This window comes from Actinoplanes teichomyceticus ATCC 31121, assembly GCF_003711105.1.
In the GTDB taxonomy this organism is placed as follows: domain Bacteria; phylum Actinomycetota; class Actinomycetes; order Mycobacteriales; family Micromonosporaceae; genus Actinoplanes; species Actinoplanes teichomyceticus.
Genome location: NZ_CP023865.1, coordinates 1929662 through 1954058, shown reverse-complemented (window position 1 = coordinate 1954058; position 24397 = coordinate 1929662). Strand labels below are relative to the sequence as shown.

Genomic DNA, 24397 nt, shown 5'->3' with positions numbered 1-24397 from the left:
CGCTGACCAGATCTCCCACCCGCGCCCACCGGTCCGATCCTGCCTGCCCGCAGGACGTCGACCGGCCGTGTCGTGTGCGCCGCGACACCGGGTCCGGGCATGGCCGCGACGTGACCTGCGCATTTCGCAGATTCGCTCAGTCACGATGCGGAAGGTGGCTCCACCATGAAGAACCTCATCGCGCCCCTCGGCTTCACCGTCCTGTCCGCGTGGGTCGTCCTGCTGTTCGTCCTGGCCTCGCACAACACTCCCTGACCTGCCGGTCACGGCAGCCGTGAGGTCCACAGCAGACTCGTCGCGGCGCCGATCAGGGCCAGCAGCAGCGCGGTCGCCGCGTACCACTGGGTGACCTCGCGCGGCTGCGTCCGGTGCCCGATCGAGCTGCCCATGTCCTCGTAGACCTTCTTCAGCTCGCTGACCGAGGCCGCCTCGTAGAAGTAGCCCTTCGTCCGCTCGGCCAGCTCCTGCAGCGACAGCCGGTCCACCGGCACCCGCTGCAGCTGGCCGCGGATGTCCACCACGCCGGTGTCGGTGCCGAAGGCGATGGTGCTGACCGGCACGTTGGCCCCGGCCGCCGCGGTGGCCGCGTCCTCGATCGACCGGCCGGACGTCCGGTACCCGTCCGAGAGCAGCACGATCCGGGCCGGTGGCGCGCCGTCCGCGCCGTCGGCCGGCACCGAACGGATCGCGTCCAGCGAGGTGAACACCGCCTCACCGGTCGCGGTCGCCTCGGCCAGCGACAGAGCGTCGATCCCGGCCAGCACCTCGGCCCGGTCCTTGGTCGGCGCGACGAGTACGTTCGCCGCCTTGGCGAACGACACCAGGCCCAGGTTGTAGGTGGGCGGCAGCTCGTCGACGAACGCCTTGGCCGCCTCCTGCGCCGCCTCGATCCGGGTCGGCGCCACGTCGTCGGCCTGCATCGACAGCGACACGTCGATGGCGAGCATCACGGTGGCGCGTTCCAGCGGCTGCTCGGTGTCGACCGAGGGGCGCGCGGTGGAGAACGCCAGAGCCGCCATCATCAGCAGGAACGCGGCCGCCGACACGTGCCGCCGCCAGCCCAGGCCCCGGGGGGCCAGGGTGCGCAGCAGGTCGACGTTGGTGAACCGCATCGCGTACGACCGCCGGTGCAGCTGCCGCCACACGTAGGCGCCGGCGACGGCGAGGACGGGCAGCAGCGTGAGCAGCCACCACGGAGCCAGGAAACGGATCATCGAGTGGTCCCCCGGGTGCGTGCGTGTCGTTGGGCGGCCACGAAGCGGACCATGTCCAGCAGCCAGTCGGTGTCGGTGCGCAGCCGTAGGTGGGACGCGCCGGCCGCGCGCAACGCCCGGGCGATCGCGGCGCGCTGCTCGCTCGCCGCGGCCGCGTAGCGCTGCCGCAGCCGCGGGTCGGCGGTCTGCACCTCGTGCAGCTCGCCGGACTCCGGGTCGGCCAGGGTCAGCACCCCCACGTCGGGCAGCTCCAGCTCACGCGGGTCGAGCACCTCGACGGCCAGCACGTCGTGGCGCACCGCGAGTTTGCGCACCGGCCGCGCCCAGCTCTCCACCGGAGCCAGGAAGTCGGAGATCACCACGGCCACACCGCGCCGCCGCGGCGGCCGGTTCAGCATGTCGATCAGGGCGCCCAGGTCGGTGCGCCCGGGCCGGATCGCGGTGCGCGCGATGGCCCGCAGCAGGCCCTGCGCCTCCTTGCGGCCCGGCCGCGCCGGCATCCGCACCACCGACGGGCCGGCCGCGTCCGCCACGGCCGCCGTCGCCGCCTTGCGGCGCCACCGGCCCGGGGCTTGCGCGCTTTCCGGTACGCCGGAGCCGGTGCCGACCACCGCGCCGATCCGGTTGCCGCCGCGGGCGGTGAGGTGGGTGACCGCGGTGGCCGCGGCGATCACCAGGTCGCGCTTGAGCCACCTGGCCGTGCCGAAGTCGAGGCTGGCCGACAGGTCCACGGCCAGCCACGTCTCCAGCTCGCGGTCGGCCACCGTGCGCCGCACGTGCGGCAGCGTGGTGCGCGCGGTGACCGGCCAGTCCATCCGGCGCACGTCGTCGCCGGGGCGGTACTCCCGGGACTCGCCGGCCTCGGTGCCCGGGCCGGGCAGCAGGCCGACGTAGTCGCCCTGCAGCAGGCCGTCCAGTTTCCGGGTGACCAGCAGCTGCAGGCGGGCGAGCACGGCCTCGGAGCGTGCCGCCTCCGCCGGCGGCGCCGGCACGGGCTGGCTCACGACCGCGCCCCCTCCACCGTGCCCGCACGGCCCGCGCCGCACGGATCACCGGCCGGCGCGGGCCGGCGTCGCTCGGTGCCGCCGGTCATGGCTGGGGTTGCCCGGGCCACGCCGGGTTGCCCTGCGCCGGGTACGCCATGGCGGCCGGCACGCCGCTGGTCGGCTGCGCCCCGTTCGGGTGGGCACCCGGCGCGACCGGGCCACCGTGCGGCGAGGTGCCCTGCCGGGAAGCGACCGACGGCATCGGTACGGCCTGCATGATCCGGGCCACGATGTGGTCGGCCGGGATGTCGTCGGCCAGCGCGTCGTAGCTGAGCACCAGCCGGTGCCGCAGGATGTCCGGCGCGACGTCCTGCAGGTCCTGCGGCAGCGCGTAGTCACGGCCGCGGAGCAGGGCGAGCGCCCGGGTGGCGCGGACGATGCCGAGCGAGGCACGCGGACTGGCGCCGTACTGAATCAGCTGGGCGACGTCCGGCATGCCGTGCTGGGCCGGCGCGCGGGTGGCCAGCACCAGCCGGACCGTGTAGTCGACCAGGGCGTTGTGCACGAACACCTGGTCCGCCCGGCGTTGCAGGGCGAGCAGGTCGGCCGGGGTGAACACCTGTTTGGGCTCGGGCGCGCTCACCCCCATCCGGTAGACGATCTCGCGCTCCTCGGCGTCGGTCGGGTACCCCACGATGATCTTCATCAGGAACCGGTCCCGCTGCGCCTCGGGCAGCGGGTAGACGCCCTCCTGCTCGATCGGGTTCTGCGTGGCCATCACCAGGAACGGGTCCGGCACGTCGTAGCTCTTGCCGCCGATCGACACCTGGTGCTCGGCCATCACCTCGAGCAGCGCCGACTGCACCTTGGCCGGCGCCCGGTTGATCTCGTCGGCGAGCAGGAAGTTCACGAACACCGGCCCGAGCTCGACGTCGAACTGCTCGCTGCTCTGCCGGTAGATCCGGGTGCCGACGATGTCGGCGGGCACCAGGTCCGGGGTGAACTGGACCCGGGAGAAGGTGCCGCCGACCACCTTGGCCAGGGTCTCCACGGCCAGCGTCTTGGCCACGCCGGGCACGCCCTCCAACAGGCAGTGGCCGCGGGCCAGCAGCGCCACGAACATCCGCTCGACCATCCGGTCCTGGCCGACGATGACCCGTTTGACCTCGAACATCGCCCGCTCCAGCTGCGACGCGTCGTGTGCCGGCGGGACCGGCGCGGCCCCCTCCGGGCTCGTCTCGGTCTCGGGCGTGCTGGGCTGCGCCACCGGTCCTCCACAACGGTCGTGATGCGCCGGCGCGGATGCCGACGCTCAAGACTTACACGACAGACAACTACACACGCCTGAGAGGTTCCTAGGAGAGGCGGAACCGGCGCCGTCACCTGACCGTCCCATCATCCCGGCCCGGACGGATCGCCGCAGCCCAGGGCACTATCCGCCGAACATGTTGATCTTTCTGCGCGATCCGCCGGAACAGCCACGCTCACCGGGTGGATACGTATGTCTTTGAACCGTGTAGCATTTAGCACGTCGCCGGGCGGCTTCCCCCGTGGCCGCCCGGCGCATAACCACCCGTTTTTATTTCTCCCATGCCAGAGTCGTCAATGACGTTGCCATTAAGTTGGTCGCATGGTCGAGGAACTCCCCCCGCAGTGCTCCGCCAAGGGCTGTCGCGCGCCCGCGGCCTGGCAATTGCTCTGGAACAATCCCAAGCTGCACACCCCGGAATACCGCAAGACCTGGCTCGCCTGCCCTGATCATCGGGTGTCCCTCGGCGCCTTCCTGGAAGCCCGCTCCTTCCTGCGGGAAGTGACACCTTTCGTGTCGTCGGAGGATGCCAGGATCTCGTAGGGTTCAGATGTGAACGAGCCCGCGGTGCCCACCGTCGTCGATGCCCTGCAGCCGTGGCCGGACACGGTCCGCTGGCGTCCGGTCTCCAGCAAGCTGATCACTGTGGAGCTGATCGGGCTGGCCATCTGGCAGGCGGTCCTGCTCATCGGGCTCGGCGTCGGCTGGCTCGTCGGCCGGCAGTGGGGCTGGCTCGCCGGCCTGGGCGCGGTGCTGCTGCTCGGGCTCTGGCGCGCGGCCGTCGCCGTCCGGGCCGTCCGGGCCTGGGGGTACGCCGAGCGCGACAACGACCTGATGGTCCGGCACGGCCTGCTGGTCCGGCGGCTCACCATCGTGCCGTACGCCCGGATGCAGTTCGTCGACGTCACCGCCGGACCGATCGAGCGCGCGTTCGGGCTGGCCACCGTGCAGCTGCACACCGCGGCCGCGGCCAGCGACGCCCGGGTGCCCGGCCTGCCACCGGACGAGGCGGCCCGGTTGCGCGACCGGCTCACCGCCCTCGGCGAGGACCGGGCCGAGGGCCTGTGACCGCCACCGGGACCCCCGAGCCGGCCGGGCGGCAGCGACTGCACCCGCTCAGCCCGCTGCTGCACGGCGCCAAGAGCCTCGTCGTGATCGTCGCCGCGCTGTCCTGGCAGACACTGCGCCAGCTCGGGCCGACGCACTTCGCGATGGTGGTGGCCGCCCTCGCGGTGGGCGCGGTGATCTTCTCGGCGATCGGGTGGTGGAACACCGGCTACCAGGTGGTGGCCCGGGAGCTGCGGATCACCGACGGGCTGCTGTGGCGGCGCAACCGGGCCATCCCGCTCGACCGGTTGCAGTCCGTCGAGCTGCGCCGGCCGCTGCTCGCGCAGCTCACCGGCCTGGCCGAGCTGCGGCTGGAGGTGGTCGGCGGGAACAAGGCCGAGGCGCCGCTGGCCTACCTGACCGTACGGGAAGCGTCCGCGCTGCGGGAACGCCTGCTCGCGCTGTCCGGTCGTACCCCGCAGCCGGCCGTGCCCGGCGCCGGCCCGGCGGCCGCCCCGGTCACCGCGACCCCGCCGGAACACGTGTTCCTCTCCGTCCGCAACCGCGACCTGCTGGTCAGCCAGCTGCTCACCCCGCAGGCGTTCCTGCTGCCGGTGGGCGTCGCCTGGGTGATCGTCCAGTTCGTGATGGAGGGCTCGTGGACCTTCATCGGGATCGCCAGCACGGTCACCGCGATGGCCGGGGTGCTGCTCCAACCGATCCGCCGGGTGCTGCGGGACTGGAACTTCCGGCTCGCCCGCGATCCGGGCGGGCGGCTGCTGCTGCACTACGGCCTGACCGAGACCCGCAACCAGGTGGTGCCGCTGCACCGCGTCCAGGCGCTCCGGATCACCTGGCCGCTGCTCTGGCGACCCTCCGGATGGCTCTACCTGCAACTGGACGTGGCCGGGTACGGCGCACCGGAACGCGGCGCCGACACCGGCTCCGACCGGCTGCTCCCGGTCGGCGACCGGCACGCCGCCCGCTTCCTGATCGGCGCCGTGCTGCCCGGTGTCGACCTGGCCACCCTGGCCACCTCACCGCCGCCGGCCCGGGTGCGCTGGCTGCACCCGGTCGGGCTGCGGTTCATGGGCGTCGGGCTGCACCCGGACGTGCTGGTCACCCGGCAGGGGCGGCTCGCCCGGGAGATGACCCTGGTGCCGTACGCCCGGCTGCAGAGCGTCCGGGTCGTGCAGGGTCCGCTGCAGCGGCTGTTCGGCCTCGCCACGGTCCATGCGGACGCGGCCGGCGGCCGGTCCGGGGTGGCCCGGGACCGCGATCTCGCCGAGGCGTGGGCGCTCGCCGACGAACTGGCCCGCCGGGCGCGACAGGCGCGGCGGCCCGCTCCCGCCGCGGCCGGCGGGCTGCCGGGCGGCTCGCCGGCCGCGGGGTGGCTCCCGGCGCGCGGTCAAGCGGCGGACGGTCAAGCGGCGCGCGGTCAAGCGGCGGACGGTCGACCCGCGGGGCCGCCGCCCCCGGGCGGTCAGCCTCTCCCGGCGCCCCCCACGGGAGCGCAGCCCTTCCCGGCACCGCCCACGGGAGCACAGCCCTTCCCGGCACCGCCCACGGGAGCACAGCCCTTCCCGGCACCGCCCACGGGAGCACAGCCCTTCCCGGCGCCCCCCACGGAAGCGCAGCCCTTCCCGGCACCATTCGCCGGAGCCCAGCCCGTCCCTCCGCCGGCAGCCGGGTATCCCCCGGTCTGGCAGCGGCGACCAGGGCAGACCGTCTACCTGCCGCCGGTGGCGGGTCAGATCTTCGCGCTGCCCGTCATGCCGGGACCGCTGCCGCCTCCGGCGACAGCCGGGCAGCCGCTCGCCCCGCCGCCGGTGGGGTGGCAGCCAACCGGTCCACCACCCACGGCGGGGCCGCACCACGCTGCGCCACCCACGACGGGACCGCACCAGGCTGCGCCACCCACGACGGGACCACCGACCGATTCGCATCCTGCCGGCGGACCACCGGCCGGCCCGGCACCCGCGGACGGGTAGTCCACCTTCCGGGGCGGGTCAACCCGCTGACGAGACGTTCTGGCGGCCACCCGGGCGCGCTTAAGCTGTCGGGATGGAGCTACCGGAGTTCGCTCCCGGTCTCAACGCCCGGGTGGAGTTGACGGTCACCGATGCCGACACCGCCCAGTCCATCGGCTCCGGCGACGTGCCGGTGCTGGCCACGCCCCGGGTGCTGGCGCTCGCCGAGGCCGCCACGGTGGCCGCGACCGCGCGACAGATCCCGGGTGGAATCACCACTGTCGGCACCCGGGCCACGGTGGAACACCGGGCGCCGACGCCGGTCGGGCGCAAGGTGCTCGCCCACGCCAGACTCGTCGGCGTGGACGGGCGCAAGCTGCTCTTCCACGTCGAGGTCCGGGACGGCGAGACCGTGGTCGCCGAGGTCCACGTCGAGCGCACCGTCCTCGACCGGACGCGCTTCATCGCCCGTGCCCTCGGCGACTGACCGGCCGGACCGCCCGAGCCGAACTCGCGCCCGCTCCCGATGGTTGCCGTGGCCGCCCGAACACCGGCGGCCGTACCGCGCGGGGCCGCCACGGGGCGCATGACCGCCGGCGTGCGGGCCGGTTCGTACCGGGAATCGGGCGGACCGCCGCCGCTCGCGCGGCGGCATGGAGACGTCGCCGCCTCGCGGACCGTCAGATGTCGCCCCAGCGGGCGGCGACCTCGTCCGAGGTGGGCATGGCCGTCGCCCCACCGTGACGTTCGCAGACCAGCCCGGCCACCGCGAGGGCGAATCGGACGTGCCGCTGCCAGCCGGCCAGATCCGCCGGCAGCCCGCCGGACAGCAGGCGGCTGATCAGCGCGGCCATCACCGAGTCACCGGCGCCGGTGGCGTCCACCGCGGTGACCGCCGGGGCGGGCAGCAGCGCCGTGCCGTCCGCCGCGGCCACGTGCGCGCCACGGGCCCCGCAGGTCACCACCACCGCGCCCGCGCCCAGCGCGCGGATCCGCTCGGCGGCGGCTGCCGGGTCCGCGTCGCCGTAGAGCACCTGCGCGTCGGCGGAGCTGAGCTTGACCAGGTCAGCGGTGGCGAAGTACTCCTCGACGAGGTAGCGCAGGGCGGTCACCGCGGCGTCGTCGGGCAGCAGCTTGGGACGGACGTTGGGGTCGAAGACCCGGATGCCGCCGCACCGGGCCCACGCGTCCCGGGCAGTCGCCCGGAACGGCTCGCGGAGCAGGCAGATGGAGCCGGCATAGAGCAGGCCGGCGCCGGCGATCGCGGTGCGGTCCAGGTCCGCGGGGGCGAGAAGGGCGTACGAGGGGGGCTCCCCGTAGAACGTGAAGGTCGGCTCGGCGCCCTCGAACGTGGTGACCGCGAGCGTGGTCGGCACGTCGACCCGGCGCACGCCCCGGTCGCCGACGCCGGCCGCGCGCAGGAACGCGGCGATCCGGTCGCCGAGCACGTCGCCGCTGAGCGATCCGGCGTACTCCACCCGGCCGCCCAGCCGGGTCACCCCGACGGCGACGTTGAGCGGCGCGCCGCCGATCGCCTGACGGTAGATCAGGTCGCCGTCCTGCTCCGCCTCCAGCAGGTCGATCAGTGCCTCACCGAGCACCACCGCGTAGCCCATGCCGCTTCCTCCGCTTCCCGGGTCCCGTCCGCCAACGCCACCACGCCACCACGCCACCACGCCACGACGCCACGACGCCACGACGCCACGACGCCACGACGACGATGCCACCGCGCCACCGCGACCGCGCCATCACGCCACCGCGCCATCGCCGCCGATGCCGCCACCCCACCGCCGCCGATGCACCACTGCACCGCCGTGGCGCGGCGCCCGCTGATCATGCCCGCTGGCCGGCTTCACCGGGACGGCGCACCCGGCGAGATCTCCGCCGTGCCCCGCTCCGGCGCCGGTCAGTCCAGCCTGGGGTTCCGACACCGGATAAATCCGTTTTTGCGACAATTCTTGCCATGTTTGCACTATCTCAACTAGCAGCCGGCCTGGCCCTCGCCGGCCTGACCGCCGTCCCGGCGCCCGGCCCCGCCGTCTTCCAGACGTGGGAGCCCGGCGCCCAGGCGATCACCTACGACCCCGAGCTGGTGCCGGTGGGCGCCACCGCACACGTCGAGTTCAGCTCGACCGGCAGCAATCTCTGGGTGCAGCTCGACGTGACCGGGCTGGTGCCGGGCCGCGGATACGGCGCGCACATGCACGTCGCCGAGTGCGACCGGGACCCCAAGGCGGCCGGCCCGCATTACCAGCACCGGCACGATCCGGCCGCGACCACGGCCAAACCGTCGACCGATCCGGCATACGCCAACCCCGCGAACGAGATCTGGCTGGACTTCACCACGGACGCGCAGGGCGCGGCGACGGTGCGCCGTGAGCAGCACTGGATGTTCTCCCACGAGCGGCTGCCGAAGTCGCTGATCCTGCACGCGGAGACGACCCGGACCACGCCCGGTGCAGCCGGGACGGCGGGGGCCCGGGTCGGCTGCCTGAACCTGCCGTTCGGGTACGAGAGGATGGGCGGGCGCTGAGCCCGTCGCGCCGTTCGACGACCGTACCGGCCGGGCCTCGCGGTCCGGCCGCTCCCGGTCTTCCCGCACCGTCCGGCGCACGCGTCGGTCCGGCTTGCGCCGCGACATCCGGATGGACGCTCCACCGCTTCCCGGGTACGACGGGAGCCGCCCGCCGCCGGCCGGCGCACCGGGCGGTGCTTTTCGTCGGGGGCAAGCGGTAACGTCGGGGAACCGCACGAGGAACGGAGGCACCCCACGATGGCGCAGAAGGACGGCGGCGCGCAGCCCGCACCCCGGACGGAGTCCCACGACCCCGCCTTCCCGGAGGCGTTCCTGCAGTTCATGCGCACCGGATGGCGCGAGGACCCGATCTCGGTCGCGCCGCTGCCCGAGGTTCCGAACTACGCGAAGCGTCGCGCCGCGCTCTCCGACGCGTTCCCCGGTGAGACGCTGATCATCCCGAGCGGCAACGAGAAGGTGCGGGCCAACGACACCGACTACCCGTTCCGGCCGGGCAGCGACTTCTTCTACCTCACCGGCGACCGCGACCCGGACAGCGTGCTGGTGCTCCGACCGAGCGCGTCCGGCCACGACGCGGTGCTCTACACCCGGGAGCGCAACTCGAAGGAGACCGACCGCTTCTTCCGCGACCGCAACGGCGAGCTCTGGATCGGCCGCACCCACACCCTGGCCGAGAAATCCACCGAGCTGGGCCTGGAGACCGCCTCGCTGGGCGCGCTCGGCCCGGCCCTGGCCGCCTCGGCGCCCGGCCGCACCCGCGTGCTGCGCGGTCTCGACGCCAACGTCGACCGGGCGGTGCTGGCCTACGAGCCGGACCGCAGCCGTCCGCGGGACCGCGAGCTGGCCCGGGTGATCTCGGAGCTGAAGCTGGTCAAGGACGAGTGGGAGATCGCCCAGCTGCAGGCCGCCATCGACGCGACCGTGCTCGGCTTCGAGGACGTCGCCCGGGTCCTGCCGGCCGACCGCGCGGTCAAGGAGCGCCTGCTGGAGGGCGTCTTCGGCCTGCGCGCCCGGCACGACGGCAACGACGTCGGCTACAGCTCGATCGTCGGCGCCGGCGCGCACGCGACGATCCTGCACTGGGTCCGCAACACCGGCGTGACGCAGCCCGGTGAACTGCTGCTGATGGACATGGGTGTGGAGGGGAACAACTTCTACACCGCCGACGTGACCCGCACGGTCCCGGTCTCCGGCACGTTCACGCCGCTGCAGCGGCAGGTCTACGACATCGTGTACGCGTCGCAGCAGGCCGGCATGGACGCCATCCGTCCCGGCGTGCTCTTCCGCGACGTGCACCAGGTGTGCATGCGGGTGCTCGCCGAGGGCCTGCACGATCTGGGCCTGCTCCCGGTCAGCGTGGACGAGGCGATGGCCGAGGACAGCACAATCTACCGCCGCTGGACCCTGCACGGTTTCGGGCACATGCTCGGCATCGACGTGCACGACTGCGCGCACGCGCGGAACGAGGCGTACCGGGAGGGTCCGCTCGGCGAGGGCTACGTCCTCACCGTCGAGCCGGGGCTGTACTTCCAGCCCGAGGACGACCTGGTCCCCGAGGAGCTGCGCGGTCTCGGCATCCGCATCGAGGACGACGTCCTGGTGACGGCCGACGGCTGCCGCAACCTGTCCGCGGGCCTGCCGCGCACCTCCGACGAGGTCGAGAAGTGGCTGGCCGCGCAGCGCGAGGCGGGCCCCCGCCTGCCCGGCTGAGCCGTACTCCGCCAGACCAGCCGCCGTCCGCCGGGCGGCACGTCACCGCGTTCATCGGCGACGTGCCGCCCGGCGAAGCGGTCACCGCCCGCTCAGGCCGGTCCACGACCATCGCGCGCGGCGTCCGGACCACGCTCCCGCGCCGAGCGCTCTAGGCGCTTGCCGCCCGGTGCGAGGATTGGCGCAGCGTGAATGCCGCCGATCCCAGCGAACGGGAGACCGCCGTGACCGACGCCCGCATCGTCGACGTGGAGCAGTCCGACGGCCGGGTGGTCGTCCGTGTCCTCGCCGCAGGGACCACGACGGTCGCGGTCGTCGAGCGGCTGCACGACCCGCGGGTCCACCCGCACATCCCGATCGGCACCCGGGAGCGGCAGCACCTGCGGATGATGGTCGACGACATCCCGGTGCGCCTGCGGCCGGGCGCGGGGCGGTACTCCCGGCACTCGTACCGGGTGGTCGCCGAGCACGAGGGCCACGCCTACCTGTACCGCCCGAAGAGCCCGGACACCAGCCGCCTGCTGCGCGACGGCTTCCGCCTGGGCGATTTCACCATCACCAGCAGGGGTGAGGTGGACGCCGACTGGCACGGGGAGCCGGGGCCGGTGGACGTGGCCGTCGGTCACGCGTTGGCCGCCGCCTTCGGCGCCGGCGCGAACTTCTTCCTGGTCTCGCTCCTGGACCTGGTGAGTCAGGCCGAGCCGGCCCACTGATCGCCAGGCCCGGTGGCGACGCCCACTCGACCACGCGCCGCAGGCCCCGATCCCGGTAGGCCGGGCCGGTCAGCCGATCCGGTAGTCGGAGACGCTCCAGCACTCCGCGGCGTTCGGGTCGTCGGTCACGTTGATGGTGACCTTGACCAGGTGGCCGTCGGCGGGGTCGAACTCGGTGGTCGCCTGGCCGCCGTCGTCGGCGGTGGTCCGCGCCATCGCGAGCAGGTCGCGCAGGCTGGGAACCTCGATCTCCTCACCCTCGTCGCCGGTGATCGGGCCGAGCTCCACGTCGGCCGACGCGCTCGGGGCGGCCGTCGGGGCGCCGATCCGGGAGTAGCCGGTGACCCGGCCGCCCTGGACGGTGGCCTGGTACCTGCCGAGGGGCGCGGCGGGGTCACAGCCCCGGGTCAGGACGTACGAGTAGGAGACCGGCTCGGACCAGGCCGGCGCCGGCCCACCGGCGGCCGGTGCGCCGGAGGCGGCGGGTGCGCTCGGGGCGGACGGCTGGGTGAACTCCGGCTCGGGCGACGACGTGCACCCGGTGAGCACACCGGCCACCCCAACCGCGCCCAGGACCGGCCAGAGCCGGGCACGCTCGAACCGCACGACGACCTCCACTCGGGGATGGCCGCCGACCTCCGGCGGGCCACGCGGCGCAATCTAGCGCAGCCGCGCACCCCGTGCGGCTGCCGGGATCCGCGCCGACCCGGATGGCCCGGCGAGGGTGTGCGCCGGGCCGCGATCACGAGAGGTCGGACACGAAGACCGCGACCTGCCGGGCCGGCACGCTCAGTTCCGCACCGTCCAGCTTGGTGACCGCGGACGCGCCGCGCAGCACCGGGTCGACGGACGCGGTCAGCTCCGGGTGCAGCCGCAGCGTGCCCTCCTCCGGTACCACCTGGCAGGTCGGCTCGTCGGTGGCGTTGAACACGACCACGATGCGCCGCCACCGCTCGTCCAGGCCGGTCCCGTCCAGGCACATCACGATCACCCCGGGCGTCTCGCCGGGCCCGCCGAGCGGGAACGTCAGCCGCCGTTCCACCTCCTCGGCGCTGGGCAGCCAGAAGACCGGGGAGGAACGGTGGATCCGCAGCAGTTCGCGGTACCGCTCGGCGGTCAGGTTGATCACCTCGGCGCTCGGCACCAGCGCCGGGTCGGCGAGCAGCGGGCGCGCGTGGTCCCACGTGTCGCCGTTCTCCGACCACGGCGGCAGCCCGACCCCGAACCCGTTGCCGTGCCCGGGGTCCCAGCGGATCTGGTTGAACCAGTCGCCGGAGTTGAACGAGTTGCGGTCGAGGGACTTCGAGCGCAGCCGCTCGCTGCCCAGCGCCACGAATCCGGCGCCCTGCCCGAGCACCACCAGCGACAGCGCGAGCACCTGCATCCGGGCGCGGTCCACCGGGCGCGTGCCACGTGGCAGTTTGTACGCCATCGCGTCGTACAGGATCTCGTTGTCGTGCGCGTCGACGTAGTTGACCGTCTCCGCGGGCGAGGCGGCGTACCCGCACGGGGAGCCGTTGTAGTCGACCTGGGCGCCGCTGCGTTCCACCCCGTCGTGGTTGACGAAGCGGTACGTCGCGAGCCCGCCGGCGAGTCCGACTTTGATCCGGTCGTGAACGAAGCCGGGGGTGTCGTCCCCGAGCCCGGTGGCGAAGCCGGGCACCCCGGGGTCGCCGAACGCGCCGCCGCCGCGGGCCGCGTCGCGCAGCCGGTCGTTGAACGAGCCGATCCCGGTGCCGGCCATGTTGACCTGGGTGGCCTGGGCGAACCGGGCGTCGTAGGCGACCTCGCCGAAGTTCCAGCCCTCGCCGTACAGGCAGATGTCCCTGCCGTGCGGGACCCGCTCGTCCAGGGCGGCCCGCGCGGCCAGGATGTTGGCCCGCGGGTGGTGGCCCATCAGGTCGAACCGGAAACCGTCGATCCGGTACGCCCGGGCCCAGGTGACCAGCGAGTCGACCACCAGCCGGCCCATCATCCGGTGCTCCGGCGCGGTGTTCGGGCAGCAGGTCGACTCGGCGGTGCTGCCGTCGGCGAGCAGCCGGTGGTAGTAGCCCGGGACGATCCGGTCGAGCACGCTGAAGCGGTGCATCCCGTCGCCCATCGTGTGGTTGTAGACGACGTCCAGCACCACCCGCAGCCCGGTCGCGTTCAGCGCGGCGACCGCCGCCCGCAGCTGGCGGATCCGTGCGGTTCCGGCCGGGTCGGTGGCGTAGCTGCCCTCCGGCGTGGTCCAGTGCCACGGGTCGTAACCCCAGTTGTAGCCGTCCCGGTCGGCCACCGCCATCACCGCGCGCTGCTGCTCCGGTGAATCCGGCGGGAAGGCCGTCAGGTCGCAGGCGGGTTGCGCCTGGTCGGCGCGGCGGTCCGGCACGGTGGCGAAGTCGTTGACCGGCAGCAGGTGCACGTGGGTGAGCCCGGCCTCGGCGAGTGAGCGCAGGTGGCGCATCCCGTCCGAGCCCGGCCGGGTGAACGCCAGGAACGTGCCGCGCTCCTCGGGCGGCAACGAGGCGTCGGCGATCGAGAAGTCGCGGACCGAGACCTCGGCGATCTGCATCCGGGCCGGCGGGACCGCGGGCGGTTTGGCCTCCGACGTCCAGCCCGGCGGCATCAGCTCGGGCGAGTCCAGGTCGACCAGCTGGCTGTGGGTGGAGTCGGGAGCCAGCGACACCGAGTACGGGTCGGTGACGCTGGTGGTGACGACCCGCTGGGCGGCCGGCTGCCAGACCTCGACGCGGTACCGGTACCAGCGGCCGAGCCACTTGCGCTTGACCGGAATCGACCAGACGCCGGTCAGGTGGTCGCGGTCCATCCGCAGGACCCGCGGCTCGCCGCCGGGCTCGCGGAACAGCTCCAGCTCGACGGTGCGCGCGGTGGGCGCCCACACCGCCAGCTGCGGCCGGTCGCCGTCCAGGGTCAGGCCCAGGTCGGCGTCGGCCGCCTCGGCGTACAGGTCGTCGAGCACGCCGGCGATCTGCACCGCGGTCCGGGCGGTCACCTCCCCGGTGGTGTCCTGCCCGACCACCAGCAGCCGGCCGCGCAGCAGCTCACCGAGGGCGGCGTCGGTCAGCTCCGGGACGGCGAAGGCCTTGTACGCCCGCAGGTGCGGGAACCGGCGGCTCTGTGCCTGGAAGAGCCCACCCGGCCGCGGGGTCAGCGCGAGGGTGGTGTCCGTGCCGAGCAGCCGGAAGGTGGCGGCCCGGGCGGCGAACCACTCGGGCAGGGCGACCGTGGTCCGGTCGACGAAGACGGCCAGTGAACGGGCCGGATCCAGCTCCGGGCCGAGCGTGCCCAGGTCCGGCTGGACCGGCTCGACGGTGCCGGCGAGCAGCCAGATCTCCCGCGTGACGGTCAGGTCGAGGCGCTGGTCGTCGGGCAGGTCCTTGTGCTCGGCGCGGTGCACGACGTAGCGCAGGCCCACGGCGTCCGGTCTCAACGGGACCCGGAACACCGCGCCGTACGCGTCGAAGGCGGTCGGCATCAGGGGCGTACCCCAGGCGGTCTTGTCCCTGGTCTCGACGCCTTCCCAGACGTGCAGGCCCCACCCGGAGTAGTCACCGTCCGGGCGGCGGTAATGGATCACGGCGTAGCCGTGTTCCGGGTCGGCCGGCGGGCCGGGCGGCGACGTGTGCACCGCGGGGTCGCCGGAGTGCAACCAGATCGACGCCGTCTCCCGGACATCGACCACCCGGTCGGCGTCGACGTCCTTGGCGCCGGAGGCGTGCGCGACCACGAAGCCGACCTCGGCGGCGCCCTCGGCGAGGCGCACCCACGCGAAGCGGCCGTGCTCGTACTCACCGGCGAAGGGCTGCCCGCCCGGGAAGGCGGTCTCCTGCCCGGCGGCGACGTCCCCCCAGACGTGCAGCGACCAGCCGGAGTAGTCGCCGTCGGGGCGGTGGTAATGCACGATGAGCCAGTGCGGCGGCCGGGTCGTCACCGCAACATCGTCGCACCGGGGTACGACGATTTTCAGCGGGAAGCGATCACTGTGGTGATCAGCGGGCCGTCCGCGCCGGTCCGGATCAGGTAGCGGTACCGCTCCCCGGGGACCGCCCCACCCATGCTGTCCAGGTATTCCCACTCCACCTCGACCAGCGACAGCACCGCCGAGATCCGGTGCACGTCCAGCAGCTGCGCGTGCGCCGCGACGATCTGCTGATCCCGGTACGTGGGAGCGGCGCCCAGGAAGGACAGCGCGACCGCCGCCGGGGTGCTGAAGGTGAAGCTGTAGGAGTCGGCCACCACCATCCCGGGCAGGGCGTGGCAGCGCGCGACGACGCTGACGTCGCCGGTGGTGAGCGCCGCGCCGTAGCGGCCGAAGAACTCGCTGAGCTGGTCCAGTTCCGCCTGGGCTGCCATGAGCCGCGGTATGCCCGGCGATCGACGACGGCAAACCCGAGCCCGCCGGCCCGCGCCGGACTGGGAGGATCGGCAGGTGGACCCCGCCTTGCGAGGCATAGCAAGACGGACGTACGGTTTAGCGGCAACGCACAACCGAGAGTTAGGCATGCCTAACCCGCAGGTCGCCCTTTCGGTGCGAAAGACTTGACTTCCAGTCGCTGGGTGTGAAGGAGATGACGGTGGCCAGCCTCGACACCTTTGGTGCGAAGAGCGAGCTGCGCGTCGGAGACGCGAGCTACGAGATTTTCACGATCGACAAGGTGGAGGGCCACGACCGGCTGCCCTACTCCTTGAAGATCCTCCTGGAGAACCTGCTGCGCACGGAGGACGGCGCGAACATCACCGCCGACCACATCCGCGCGCTCGGCAACTGGGACCAGAACGCGGACCCCAGCGTGGAGATCCAGTTCACCCCGGCCCGGGTGCTGATGCAGGACTTCACCGGCGTCCCCTGCGTGGTCGACCTGGCCACCATGCGGGAGGCCGTCAAGGAACTGGGCGGCGACGCCACCAAGGTCAACCCGCTGGCCCCGGCCGAGCTGGTCATCGACCACTCGGTGATCGCCGACCTGTTCGGCCGCGAGGACGCCTTCCAGCGCAACGTCGAGCTGGAGTACCAGCGCAACCGCGAGCGCTACCAGTTCCTGCGCTGGGGCCAGACCGCGTTCAACGAGTTCAAGGTCGTCCCGCCGGGCACCGGCATCGTGCACCAGGTCAACATCGAGTACCTGGCCCGGACGATCATGGAGCGCAACGGCCAGGCGTACCCGGACACCGTGGTCGGCACCGACTCGCACACCACCATGGTCAACGGCCTGGGCGTGCTGGGCTGGGGCGTCGGCGGCATCGAGGCCGAGGCGGCGATGCTCGGCCAGCCGGTCAGCATGCTGATCCCGCGGGTCGTCGGCTTCAAGCTGTTCGGCGAGGCGCCGGCCGGCACCACCGCCACCGACCTGGTCCTGACCATCACCGAGATGCTGCGCAAGCACGGCGTGGTCAGCAAGTTCGTCGAGTTCTACGGCCCCGGCGTGAGCGCCGTGCCGCTGGCCAACCGGGCCACCATCGGCAACATGTCGCCGGAGTACGGCTCCACCGTCGCGATCTTCCCGATCGACGAGCAGACCATCGAGTACCTCAAGCTCACCGGCCGCACCGAGCAGCAGGTGGCGCTGGTCGAGGCGTACGCGAAGCGGCAGGGCCTGTGGCTCGACCCGGACGCCGAGCCGGACTACTCCGAGAAGCTCGAGCTGGACCTGTCGACGATCGTGCCGTCGCTGGCCGGCCCGAAGCGCCCGCAGGACCGCGTCCCGCTGCACACCGCCAAGCCGATGTTCCGCGACGCGCTGAAGAACTACGTGCAGGCCGAGGGCCCGGCGGACGAGGCCAGCCAGGAGTCCTTCCCGGCCAGCGACCCGCCCGCCAACCACGAGGACTCGGCGGCCGACAAGCCGCACACGTTCAGCGCCGCGCAGAACGCCGGCGGCCGGCCCTCCAAGCCGACCCGGGTCCGCGGCGAGGACGGCGTCGAGTACGAACTGGACCACGGCGCGGTCGTCATCGCCGCCATCACCTCCTGCACCAACACCTCGAACCCGCAGGTCATGATCGGTGCGGCGCTGCTGGCCAAGAAGGCCGTCGAGCGTGGCCTGACCCGCAAGCCGTGGGTCAAGACCACCCTCGCCCCGGGCTCCAAGGTCGTCTCCGACTACTACGACCGGGCCGGTCTCACGCCGTACCTGGACAAGATCGGCTTCAACCTGGTCGGCTACGGCTGCACCACCTGCATCGGCAACTCCGGCCCGCTGCCCGAGGAGATCTCGGCGGCGATCAACGAGGCCGACCTGACCGCGGTGAGCGTCCTCTCCGGCAACCGGAACTTCGAGGGCCGGATCAACCCGGACGTCAAGATGAACTACCTGGCGTCCCCGCCGCTGGTCGTGGCGTACGCGCTGGCCGGCTCGATGGACATCGACATCACCACCGAGCCGCTGGGCATCGGCTCGGACGGCAAGCCGGTCTACCTGAACGAGATCTGGCCGTCGGCCAAGGAGATCGACGACGTCATCGCGTCGGCGATCGGGGCCGAGGGCTTCAGCACCGCGTACTCCGACGTCTTCGCCGGCGACGAGCAGTGGCGGTCGCTGCCCACCCCGACCGGTGACACCTTCGCCTGGTCCGCGGACTCCACCTACGTGCGCAAGCCCCCGTACTTCGAGGGCATGGCCGCCGAGCCGGCCCCGGTGAACGACATCACCGGCGCCCGCGTCCTGGCCAAGCTGGGCGACTCGGTCACCACCGACCACATCTCCCCGGCCAGCTCGATCAAGCCGGACTCGCCCGCCGGCAAGTACCTCGCCGAGCACGGCGTCCCGCGCGCCGAGTTCAACAGCTACGGCTCGCGCCGCGGCAACCACGAGGTCATGATCCGGGGCACCTTCGCCAACATCCGGCTGCGCAACCAGCTGGTGCCGGGCGTCGAGGGCGGCTTCACGGTCAACCACCTGACCGGCGAGCAGACCACCATCTACGACGCCTCGGTCGCCTACCAGGCCGCCGGCATCCCGCTGGTCATCCTGGCCGGCAAGGAGTACGGCTCCGGCTCGTCGCGTGACTGGGCCGCCAAGGGCACCATGCTGCTGGGTGTCCGGGCGGTCATCGCCGAGAGCTACGAGCGCATCCACCGCTCCAACCTGATCGGCATGGGCGTGCTGCCGCTGCAGTTCCCGCAGGGCCAGAACGCCGAGTCGCTGGGCCTCACCGGCACCGAGACGTTCTCGATCTCCGGGGTCACCGAGCTCAACGAGGGCACCACTCCGCGTACCGTGAAGGTGACCACGGACACCGGCATCGAGTTCGACGCCGTCGTGCGCATCGACACCCCCGGCGAGGCGGACTACTACCGCAACGGCGGCATCCTGCAGTACGTCCTGCGCAAGATGCTCCGCGGCTGACGCGCCGCCACACCGGAAGGCCCCGCCCCCGCTCAGCCGGGGGCGGGGCCTTCCGCTTCGGCGGCACGGCCGGTGACCGCGCCGCCCGCCGATCTCCCACGCCCCGGCCCGCAACGGCCCGGGCCCACGGGTCCTACCCGGCCTCCCGCCGCGAACCACAGCCCTACCACCCGGCCTCCCACCGCGACCCGCAGGCCCGACTACCCGGCCTCCCGCCACCGCCCACGGCCCGCAGGCCCGACTACCCGGCCTCCCGGAACGGCACGCGACCCAGCTCGCCGACCCGGGCGTGGACGGCCGCCGAGCGCGGGCACCGCCACACCGGCCCGTCGCCGGTCATGCCGACCCGCAACGGATGCGTGGCCGGGTGCTCGGGGCACTCCGGCCACACCGCCGGGAAGCCGAGCTCCGGCAGGCACTCCAGGATCCAGTCGTGCAGCTGGTCGGCGGCCGCGCACACCCGGTCCGGCAGGGCGGTGCCGGGCGCCGGCCGGAATCCGATGCTGCCGAGTGTGCCGGCGACGTGCAGCCACACCGTCCCGGCGTCGTACGGATGGTCGCCCGACGGTTCGCGCACCACCACCCGCACCGGGGACGCGGCGTGCACGTCGCGCAGGACCGGGCGCAGTTCCTCGGGCGTCTCGGGCATACGTTCACCGTAGAGCGTGACCGGCGCGACATCGGACACGTCCGGGGATGCCCTGCCCACGTCCCCGTGGTGAATAAGCTTCGGGGATGGATGACAACAGTGTGCTGAGCCGGATCAGCGGCTTGGTCGAGGAGGAGCACCGGCTGCGCCAGCAGCTGGGCCGGGGCGAGATCTCCTCCACCGAGGAGCATGCCCGCCTCAAGGATCTCGAGGAGTCCCTGGACCAGTGCTGGGACCTGCTGCGCCGGCGCCGGGCGGCGCGTGACGCCGGGCACGACCCGGACACCGAGCAGGCCCACAGCGTCAGCGAGGTGGAGAACTACCTGCAGTGACCCGGGCGCGGCCGCCGTCCGCGCGGCGGCCGCGGGCCGGGCCACGGCTGCCGGCCCGGACACGGCCCACCCGCCCCGCCGCCACCGCCGGGCGCGGACACGAGCCACCCGCCCGCCGCCACCGCCGACCCGGACACGACCCACCGGCCGGCGGGGGCGCTCCGGGAGGAACGGCCGCCGCCGGCCGGCAGGCGCGGGACCGGATCAGCGCAGGCCGGCCTCGAACAGCAGCCGGTCGGTCAGCTCCGCGGCGTCGATCGGCAGCCCACGGGCACGGAACCAGCTCGCCACGTTCTGCACGTCCCGGGCGATGAACTCGGCACCGCGCGGGTTCGCCACCACGTCCACGATCTGCGGCAGGTCGATCAGGACCAGGCGGCCGTCGTGCACCAGCATGTTGTACGGCGACAGGTCCCCGTGCGCCACCTGCGAACGGGCCAGCACCGACAGCGCGTCGGTCATCTGCCGCCACAGCTGCTCGAGCTCGTCGGCGCCGGAGCGCACCTGCGCCAGCCGGGGCGCGGCCTCACCGGTCTCCCAGTCGCCGATGAACTCCAGCATCACCTCGGTGCCGACCAGCTGCACCGGGTACGGCACGCGGACCAGCCCGCTCTCCTGCCCGATCTGCCAGAGCCGGCCGAGCGCGTCGAACTCCGCCGCCGCCCACTGACCGGCGATCATCTGCTTGCCGAACGCGGTCCGGTTGGTCATCGCCCGCATCTCCCGGGACCGGCGCACCCGCCGTCCCTCCAGATAGCCGGCGTCGCGGTGGAACAACCGGTGCTCGCCGTCGCGATACCGTTTCGCGGCGAGCATGCTGACCTGCCCGGTGGCCGGGAGCCAGCGGCGGACCAGGAAGACGTCCGCCTCCTTGCCGGTTTTCAGGACACCCAGTTCGGTGTCCACGGCGCCGTACTCGGTGCGCACCCACTCCGGGCGCGGCTGCGGACCGTGCAGCGCGCCGTCCCAGCTGGACCACCGGTCACCGGCCTCGGGCAGGTCCGGATCCTCCTGGAGGGCCGGCTCGGGCCGGCCGCGCTTCAGGAAATCGGGCTCGTCGTCGTCGAACTTGCGTCGGCCACGGCGCATGGTCGCCGGGCCGAAGGAGTCGTGCTCTCGCACTGGAGGGTCTCCTCGGAGAAAGAATTTTGCGGGGAAGCCGAGACAGCAGGCATCACAAAGACAGCCATTTCGGGCCACCCCCTTCTCTCTCGCACCGGCCCGCACGGGCCGGACAGCGCGTTGCGCGACGACTCTTTCGCACCCCCGCCCGCCACGCAACCGATTTATCGGGTACGCCGTCAGCGGGCCGCCATGATCGCGGAGAGCCCCTGGATCACGTTGCCGACCACCCTGGTCGGGGCGAACCGGGTGTCCATCCACTCCCGCCCGCGGTGCAGCCACACGCTGGGCAGACCGAGCGCGGCCGCGCCACCGATGTCCGCCTCCGGGCTGTCGCCGACCACCCAGGCGCCGGCCAGCCGCATCCGGACCCGCTGGGCGGCCAGCGCGAAGATCCGCGGGTTCGGCTTGCTCACCCCGGCCTGCTCGGAGATCACCCAGTCGGCGACATGACGATCCAGCCCGGTACGCCGGATCCGGCCCTCGCACTGCTCCGCCGCCCCGTTGGTGACCACCACCGGAACCAGTCCCGCGTCGGCCGCGATCTCCAGCGCGCACCCCACCAGCGGGTCGAGCCGCTCGTGGGCGAGGGGCCCCTCGTAGAGCTCGTCGACCAGATCGATGGACGGCACTCGTAGCCGGTAGCGGTCACGGATCAGGTCGGCGAGGTCCCACCGGGAGGTCAGGCCGTCGGCGTCCACCGCGACCAGCCAGTCGAGATCGTCCTGGGGCGCGCCGATCTCGTCGAGGAAACCTTTAGCCCACAGCCGGAAGGCGCCGCTGCGGTCGAGCAGGGTGTCGTCCAGAGCGAGGAAGACTAGAGGCACCCGGGCACTTTACGTGAGCGGCGGCCGGAGCGAACAGTCCAGGACTGTTAACAATGCGCAGAACCCTTGACGAAATTCGCATCATCCGTTCGAGCGACCCGGCAGCTTAGGAAGCCGTACGTACGGATTGCAAGACTGCGGGGGCACGTGACACGATCAGCGGCGTGCCCAGGGTAAGCCAGGACCAGCTCGAAGCCCGCCGCCACGAGATCCTCACGGCGGCCCGCGGCTGTTTCGCACGGTTCGGCTACGAGGGCGCCACGGTCCGGCGTCTCGAAGAGGCCACCGGCATGTCCCGCGGCGCGATTTTCCACCATTATCGCGACAAGGAATCACTGTTCCTCGCGGTCGCCGAGGACGACGCCGCCACCATGGTGGAGACGGTCGCCCGCAACGGCCTGGTGCAGGTGATGCGCGACCTGCTGGAGCGGGCCGGCACCAGTGACGGCGACACCGCCGGCTGGCTCGGCACCCAGCTGGAGGTCTCCCACCGGCTGCGCACCGACCCGGCGTTCGCCAAGCGCTGGGCGCAACGGTCGGCCGCCATCGCCGACGCCACCCGGGAACGCCTCCAGCGGCAGCGCGACGCCGGCGTGCTGCGCCCGGACGTGCCGGTCGACGTGCTGACCCAGTTCCTCGAGCTGGCGTACGACGGTCTGGTCCTGCACCTGGCCACCGGCCGCCCGCCCGGTGACCTCGCCCACGTCCTGGACCTGGTGGAGGACGCGGTCCGCCGCCACTGACCCTCGCCGTACCCGCCGCGCCGCTCGTCCGGCCTCCCTGCCCGGCCGACCTCCCCGCCCGAGTACGCCCCGGCAGCTCCTGCCCGATGTGGATGATCGGCCGCCACCCGGGCCGGGCATCCCGGCGCACGAGGCACCCGGCGCACGAAGCATCCCGGCGCACGAGGCATCCGGCGCACGAAGCATCCCGGCGCACGAGGCATCCGGCGCACGAAGCATCCCGGCGCACGAGGCATCCGGCGCACGAAGCATCCCGGTGCACGGGGCATCCCGGTGCATGAAGCATCCGGCGCACGAGGCATCCCGGTGCACGGGGCATCCTGGCGCACGAGGCATCCCGGCGCTTGAGGCGTCCCGCCCGCCGGCGCGCACCCCGCCGATCCTCTGCCAAGATGGTGCGCATGGATCTGGGGCTGGCTGATCGCGTCTTCATCCTCACCGGCGCCTCGCGCGGGCTGGGCTTCGCCACCGCGCAGGCGCTCGTCGCCGACGGCGCCCGGGTGGTGATCTCCTCGCGGGACGAGCGCAATGTGGCCGATGCGGTCGCCGAGCTGGGCGGCCCGGAACACGCCGCCGGGGTGACCGCCGACCTGGCCGACCCGGGCACGCCGCGCGAGCTGGTGGACACCGCGACGGAGCGCTTCGGCCGGCTGGACGGCGCGCTGGTCTCGGTCGGCGGCCCGCCCCGCGGCACCTCGGCCGGCCTGAGCGACGAGCAGTGGCGGGACGCGTTCGAGACGGTCTTCCTCGGCTCGGTGCGCGCGGCCCGCACGTTCGCGTCCGCGCTGCCCGAGGGCGGGGCGATCGCGCTGGTGCTGTCCACCTCGGCCAAGTCGCCGCTCGCCGGGCTGGGCCTGTCCAACGGGCTGCGGCCGGGCCTGGCGATGGTCGCCAAGGACATGGCCGACGAGTACGCCCCCCGCGGCGTGCGGGTGCTCAGCCTGCTGCCCGGCCGGATCATGACGGACCGCAACCGGGAGCTGTTCCAGGCCAGCGGCGATGCGGCGACCGCGGCGGCGGAGGCGGCCGCCTCGGTCCCGATGGGGCGGCTCGGCGAGCCCGCCGAGTTCGGCCGGGTGGCGGCGTTCCTGCTGTCCCCCGCGGCGAGCTACCTCACCGGGTTGGCCGTCCCGGTCGACGGTGGCGCCCTGCGCAGCCTGTGACGCCGCGCCGGAAGGCAGCGCCCACCGGCGGACCGGGATCCGCGGCGGCAGCCCCGGGGTTCGTGCGGCCGTCCGCCGACCAGGTCGCTGCCGCCGCCGGGCGCACCATCCCCGACCTGGTCGGCCCGGGCCTGCGGGTGCTCTTCTCCGGGATCAACCCGAGCCTGTACTCGGCCGCGACCGGCCACCACTTCGCCCGTCCCGGCAACCGGTTCTGGCCCACCCTGCACGGCGCGGCCTTCACCGACCGCCTGCTGCACCCTTCCGAGCAGCAGCTGCTGCCCGCTCTCGGTCTGGGCATCACCAACGTCGTCGCGCGGGCCACGGCCCGCGCCGACGAGCTCAGCCCGGACGAGCTGGTCGCCGGCGGCGCGATCCTGGCCGAGTTGGTACGCCATCACCGGCCCCGGTTCCTGGCCGTGCTCGGGGTGACCGCCTATCGCACCGCGTTCGGGCGGCCGAAGGCCCGGATCGGCCGGCAGCCGGACACCGTCGGCGGTGTCCCGGTCTGGGTGCTGCCCAACCCCAGCGGACTGAACGCCCACTTCCAGCTACCCGACCTGATCCGCGAGTTCCGTGCCCTGCGCGAGGCCGCCGCCCGGCCGCCCCGGCACTGAATCCGCGACACCGGCCCCCGGCCCCGCCCACCCCGAACCGCGCACACCACGGTTCCCGCCGCACCGAACCGCTCGATGCGCGAACGCACCCGGGACGCGAACCGCTCGAC

The 24397-nt window shown here is 73.2% G+C and carries 21 protein-coding genes and 1 pseudogene; 12 read left to right on the top strand and 10 right to left on the bottom strand.

Features of this window, described 5'->3' with window-relative positions:
• Nucleotides 1-263: 263 nt before the first annotated feature.
• The 3 genes from ACTEI_RS08920 to ACTEI_RS08910 form a co-directional block, all read right to left on the bottom strand.
• Nucleotides 264-1214, bottom strand: coding sequence for a VWA domain-containing protein (locus tag ACTEI_RS08920; protein WP_122977215.1), 951 nt, complete (start codon nucleotides 1212-1214; stop codon nucleotides 264-266).
• Nucleotides 1211-2218, bottom strand: coding sequence for a DUF58 domain-containing protein (locus ACTEI_RS08915; RefSeq protein ID WP_122977214.1), 1008 nt, complete (start codon nucleotides 2216-2218; stop codon nucleotides 1211-1213). The genes ACTEI_RS08920 and ACTEI_RS08915 overlap by 4 nt, the downstream gene beginning before the upstream one ends.
• A gap of 85 nt (nucleotides 2219-2303) precedes the next feature.
• Nucleotides 2304-3467: an AAA family ATPase gene (locus tag ACTEI_RS08910; RefSeq protein WP_122977213.1), complete on the bottom strand. Its 1164-nt coding sequence runs from the start codon at nucleotides 3465-3467 to the stop codon at nucleotides 2304-2306.
• Nucleotides 3468-3830: 363 nt separating this feature from the next.
• Here ACTEI_RS08910 and ACTEI_RS08905 point away from each other — a divergent pair, with 363 nt between their 5' ends.
• The 4 genes and pseudogenes from ACTEI_RS08905 to ACTEI_RS08890 all read left to right on the top strand — a co-directional run bounded on the left by ACTEI_RS08905 (nucleotide 3831) and on the right by ACTEI_RS08890 (nucleotide 7013).
• Entirely contained in the window at nucleotides 3831-4052 is a 222-nt protein-coding gene (locus tag ACTEI_RS08905; RefSeq protein ID WP_122977212.1) for a hypothetical protein, read from the top strand.
• 9 nt (nucleotides 4053-4061) lie between these two features.
• Nucleotides 4062-4577 (top strand): PH domain-containing protein, encoded by a 516-nt coding sequence (locus ACTEI_RS08900; protein ID WP_122977211.1) that lies wholly within the window; start codon nucleotides 4062-4064, stop codon nucleotides 4575-4577.
• Nucleotides 4574-5896: pseudogene (locus tag ACTEI_RS08895) on the top strand (PH domain-containing protein); the annotation flags it as partial. The gene ACTEI_RS08900 and the pseudogene ACTEI_RS08895, both read left to right, overlap by 4 nt.
• A gap of 724 nt (nucleotides 5897-6620) precedes the next feature.
• Nucleotides 6621-7013, top strand: coding sequence for a thioesterase family protein (locus ACTEI_RS08890; protein ID WP_122977210.1), 393 nt, complete (start codon nucleotides 6621-6623; stop codon nucleotides 7011-7013).
• A gap of 193 nt (nucleotides 7014-7206) precedes the next feature.
• On the opposite strand, the gene ACTEI_RS08885 is transcribed toward ACTEI_RS08890, so the two are convergent.
• Nucleotides 7207-8142 carry a carbohydrate kinase family protein gene (locus tag ACTEI_RS08885; RefSeq protein ID WP_122977209.1) on the bottom strand — a complete coding sequence of 312 codons (936 nt, stop codon included), beginning with the start codon at nucleotides 8140-8142 and terminating at the stop codon, nucleotides 7207-7209.
• Between the two features lie 347 nt (nucleotides 8143-8489).
• Between ACTEI_RS08885 and ACTEI_RS08880 the strand changes: the two genes are divergently transcribed.
• From ACTEI_RS08880 to ACTEI_RS08870, 3 genes are all read left to right on the top strand, one after another.
• The gene (locus tag ACTEI_RS08880; protein ID WP_122977208.1) at nucleotides 8490-9059 is read left to right on the top strand and encodes a superoxide dismutase family protein; all 570 of its coding nucleotides are present in this window, start codon (nucleotides 8490-8492) and stop codon (nucleotides 9057-9059) included.
• Between the two features lie 240 nt (nucleotides 9060-9299).
• Nucleotides 9300-10772, top strand: coding sequence for an aminopeptidase P family protein (locus tag ACTEI_RS08875; protein WP_122977207.1), 1473 nt, complete (start codon nucleotides 9300-9302; stop codon nucleotides 10770-10772).
• 224 nt (nucleotides 10773-10996) lie between these two features.
• Nucleotides 10997-11485, top strand: a complete 489-nt coding sequence (locus ACTEI_RS08870; protein ID WP_145830827.1) for a hypothetical protein — start codon at nucleotides 10997-10999, stop codon at nucleotides 11483-11485.
• 69 nt (nucleotides 11486-11554) lie between these two features.
• Here ACTEI_RS08870 and ACTEI_RS08865 read toward each other — a convergent pair whose 3' ends face one another.
• The 3 genes from ACTEI_RS08865 to ACTEI_RS08855 form a co-directional block, all read right to left on the bottom strand.
• Nucleotides 11555-12091 carry a hypothetical protein gene (locus ACTEI_RS08865; protein ID WP_122982009.1) on the bottom strand — a complete coding sequence of 179 codons (537 nt, stop codon included), beginning with the start codon at nucleotides 12089-12091 and terminating at the stop codon, nucleotides 11555-11557.
• A 136-nt stretch (nucleotides 12092-12227) separates the two neighbouring features.
• Nucleotides 12228-15419 (bottom strand): pullulanase-type alpha-1,6-glucosidase, encoded by a 3192-nt coding sequence (gene pulA, locus ACTEI_RS08860; RefSeq protein ID WP_239082253.1) that lies wholly within the window; start codon nucleotides 15417-15419, stop codon nucleotides 12228-12230.
• Between the two features lie 32 nt (nucleotides 15420-15451).
• Nucleotides 15452-15841 (bottom strand): hypothetical protein, encoded by a 390-nt coding sequence (locus tag ACTEI_RS08855; RefSeq protein WP_122982007.1) that lies wholly within the window; start codon nucleotides 15839-15841, stop codon nucleotides 15452-15454.
• Between the two features lie 206 nt (nucleotides 15842-16047).
• Between ACTEI_RS08855 and acnA the strand changes: the two genes are divergently transcribed.
• Nucleotides 16048-18834, top strand: coding sequence for an aconitate hydratase AcnA (gene acnA / locus ACTEI_RS08850; RefSeq protein WP_122977205.1), 2787 nt, complete (start codon nucleotides 16048-16050; stop codon nucleotides 18832-18834).
• 241 nt (nucleotides 18835-19075) lie between these two features.
• Here acnA and ACTEI_RS08845 read toward each other — a convergent pair whose 3' ends face one another.
• Nucleotides 19076-19483, bottom strand: coding sequence for a hypothetical protein (locus ACTEI_RS08845; protein WP_122977204.1), 408 nt, complete (start codon nucleotides 19481-19483; stop codon nucleotides 19076-19078).
• A gap of 86 nt (nucleotides 19484-19569) precedes the next feature.
• Here ACTEI_RS08845 and ACTEI_RS08840 point away from each other — a divergent pair, with 86 nt between their 5' ends.
• Nucleotides 19570-19815: a DUF2630 family protein gene (locus ACTEI_RS08840; protein WP_122977203.1), complete on the top strand. Its 246-nt coding sequence runs from the start codon at nucleotides 19570-19572 to the stop codon at nucleotides 19813-19815.
• 204 nt (nucleotides 19816-20019) lie between these two features.
• Here the strand turns inward: ACTEI_RS08840 and ACTEI_RS08835 are convergent, their stop codons facing one another.
• Nucleotides 20020-20937 carry a serine protein kinase RIO gene (locus ACTEI_RS08835; protein WP_372443230.1) on the bottom strand — a complete coding sequence of 306 codons (918 nt, stop codon included), beginning with the start codon at nucleotides 20935-20937 and terminating at the stop codon, nucleotides 20020-20022.
• Nucleotides 20938-21116: 179 nt separating this feature from the next.
• Nucleotides 21117-21764 carry an HAD family hydrolase gene (locus ACTEI_RS08830; RefSeq protein WP_122977201.1) on the bottom strand — a complete coding sequence of 216 codons (648 nt, stop codon included), beginning with the start codon at nucleotides 21762-21764 and terminating at the stop codon, nucleotides 21117-21119.
• A 164-nt stretch (nucleotides 21765-21928) separates the two neighbouring features.
• On the opposite strand from ACTEI_RS08830, the gene ACTEI_RS08825 reads away from it, so the two are divergent.
• The 3 genes from ACTEI_RS08825 (at nucleotide 21929) to mug (ending at nucleotide 24287) form a co-directional block, all read left to right on the top strand.
• Nucleotides 21929-22507 carry a TetR/AcrR family transcriptional regulator gene (locus ACTEI_RS08825; protein WP_122977200.1) on the top strand — a complete coding sequence of 193 codons (579 nt, stop codon included), beginning with the start codon at nucleotides 21929-21931 and terminating at the stop codon, nucleotides 22505-22507.
• A 401-nt stretch (nucleotides 22508-22908) separates the two neighbouring features.
• On the top strand, nucleotides 22909-23670 hold the full coding sequence (locus ACTEI_RS08820) for an SDR family oxidoreductase (protein WP_122982006.1): 762 nt from the start codon (nucleotides 22909-22911) through the stop codon (nucleotides 23668-23670).
• A gap of 62 nt (nucleotides 23671-23732) precedes the next feature.
• On the top strand, nucleotides 23733-24287 hold the full coding sequence (mug, locus tag ACTEI_RS08815) for a G/U mismatch-specific DNA glycosylase (protein WP_239082250.1): 555 nt from the start codon (nucleotides 23733-23735) through the stop codon (nucleotides 24285-24287).
• Nucleotides 24288-24397 lie beyond the last annotated feature (110 nt).

Excerpts from the sequence above, each read along its gene's own strand:
- ACTEI_RS08920 (WP_122977215.1), bottom strand. The coding sequence starts at position 1,214 with ATGATCCGTTTCCTGGCTCCGTGGTGGCTGCTCACGCTGCTGCCCGTC.
- ACTEI_RS08905 (WP_122977212.1), top strand. The coding sequence starts at position 3,831 with ATGGTCGAGGAACTCCCCCCGCAGTGCTCCGCCAAGGGCTGTCGCGCG.
- ACTEI_RS08890 (WP_122977210.1), top strand. The coding sequence starts at position 6,621 with ATGGAGCTACCGGAGTTCGCTCCCGGTCTCAACGCCCGGGTGGAGTTG.
- ACTEI_RS08885 (WP_122977209.1), bottom strand. The coding sequence starts at position 8,142 with ATGGGCTACGCGGTGGTGCTCGGTGAGGCACTGATCGACCTGCTGGAG.
- ACTEI_RS08880 (WP_122977208.1), top strand. The coding sequence starts at position 8,490 with ATGTTTGCACTATCTCAACTAGCAGCCGGCCTGGCCCTCGCCGGCCTG.
- ACTEI_RS08875 (WP_122977207.1), top strand. The coding sequence starts at position 9,300 with ATGGCGCAGAAGGACGGCGGCGCGCAGCCCGCACCCCGGACGGAGTCC.
- ACTEI_RS08855 (WP_122982007.1), bottom strand. The coding sequence starts at position 15,841 with ATGGCAGCCCAGGCGGAACTGGACCAGCTCAGCGAGTTCTTCGGCCGC.
- ACTEI_RS08845 (WP_122977204.1), bottom strand. The coding sequence starts at position 19,483 with ATGCCCGAGACGCCCGAGGAACTGCGCCCGGTCCTGCGCGACGTGCAC.
- ACTEI_RS08840 (WP_122977203.1), top strand. The coding sequence starts at position 19,570 with ATGGATGACAACAGTGTGCTGAGCCGGATCAGCGGCTTGGTCGAGGAG.
- ACTEI_RS08820 (WP_122982006.1), top strand. The coding sequence starts at position 22,909 with ATGGATCTGGGGCTGGCTGATCGCGTCTTCATCCTCACCGGCGCCTCG.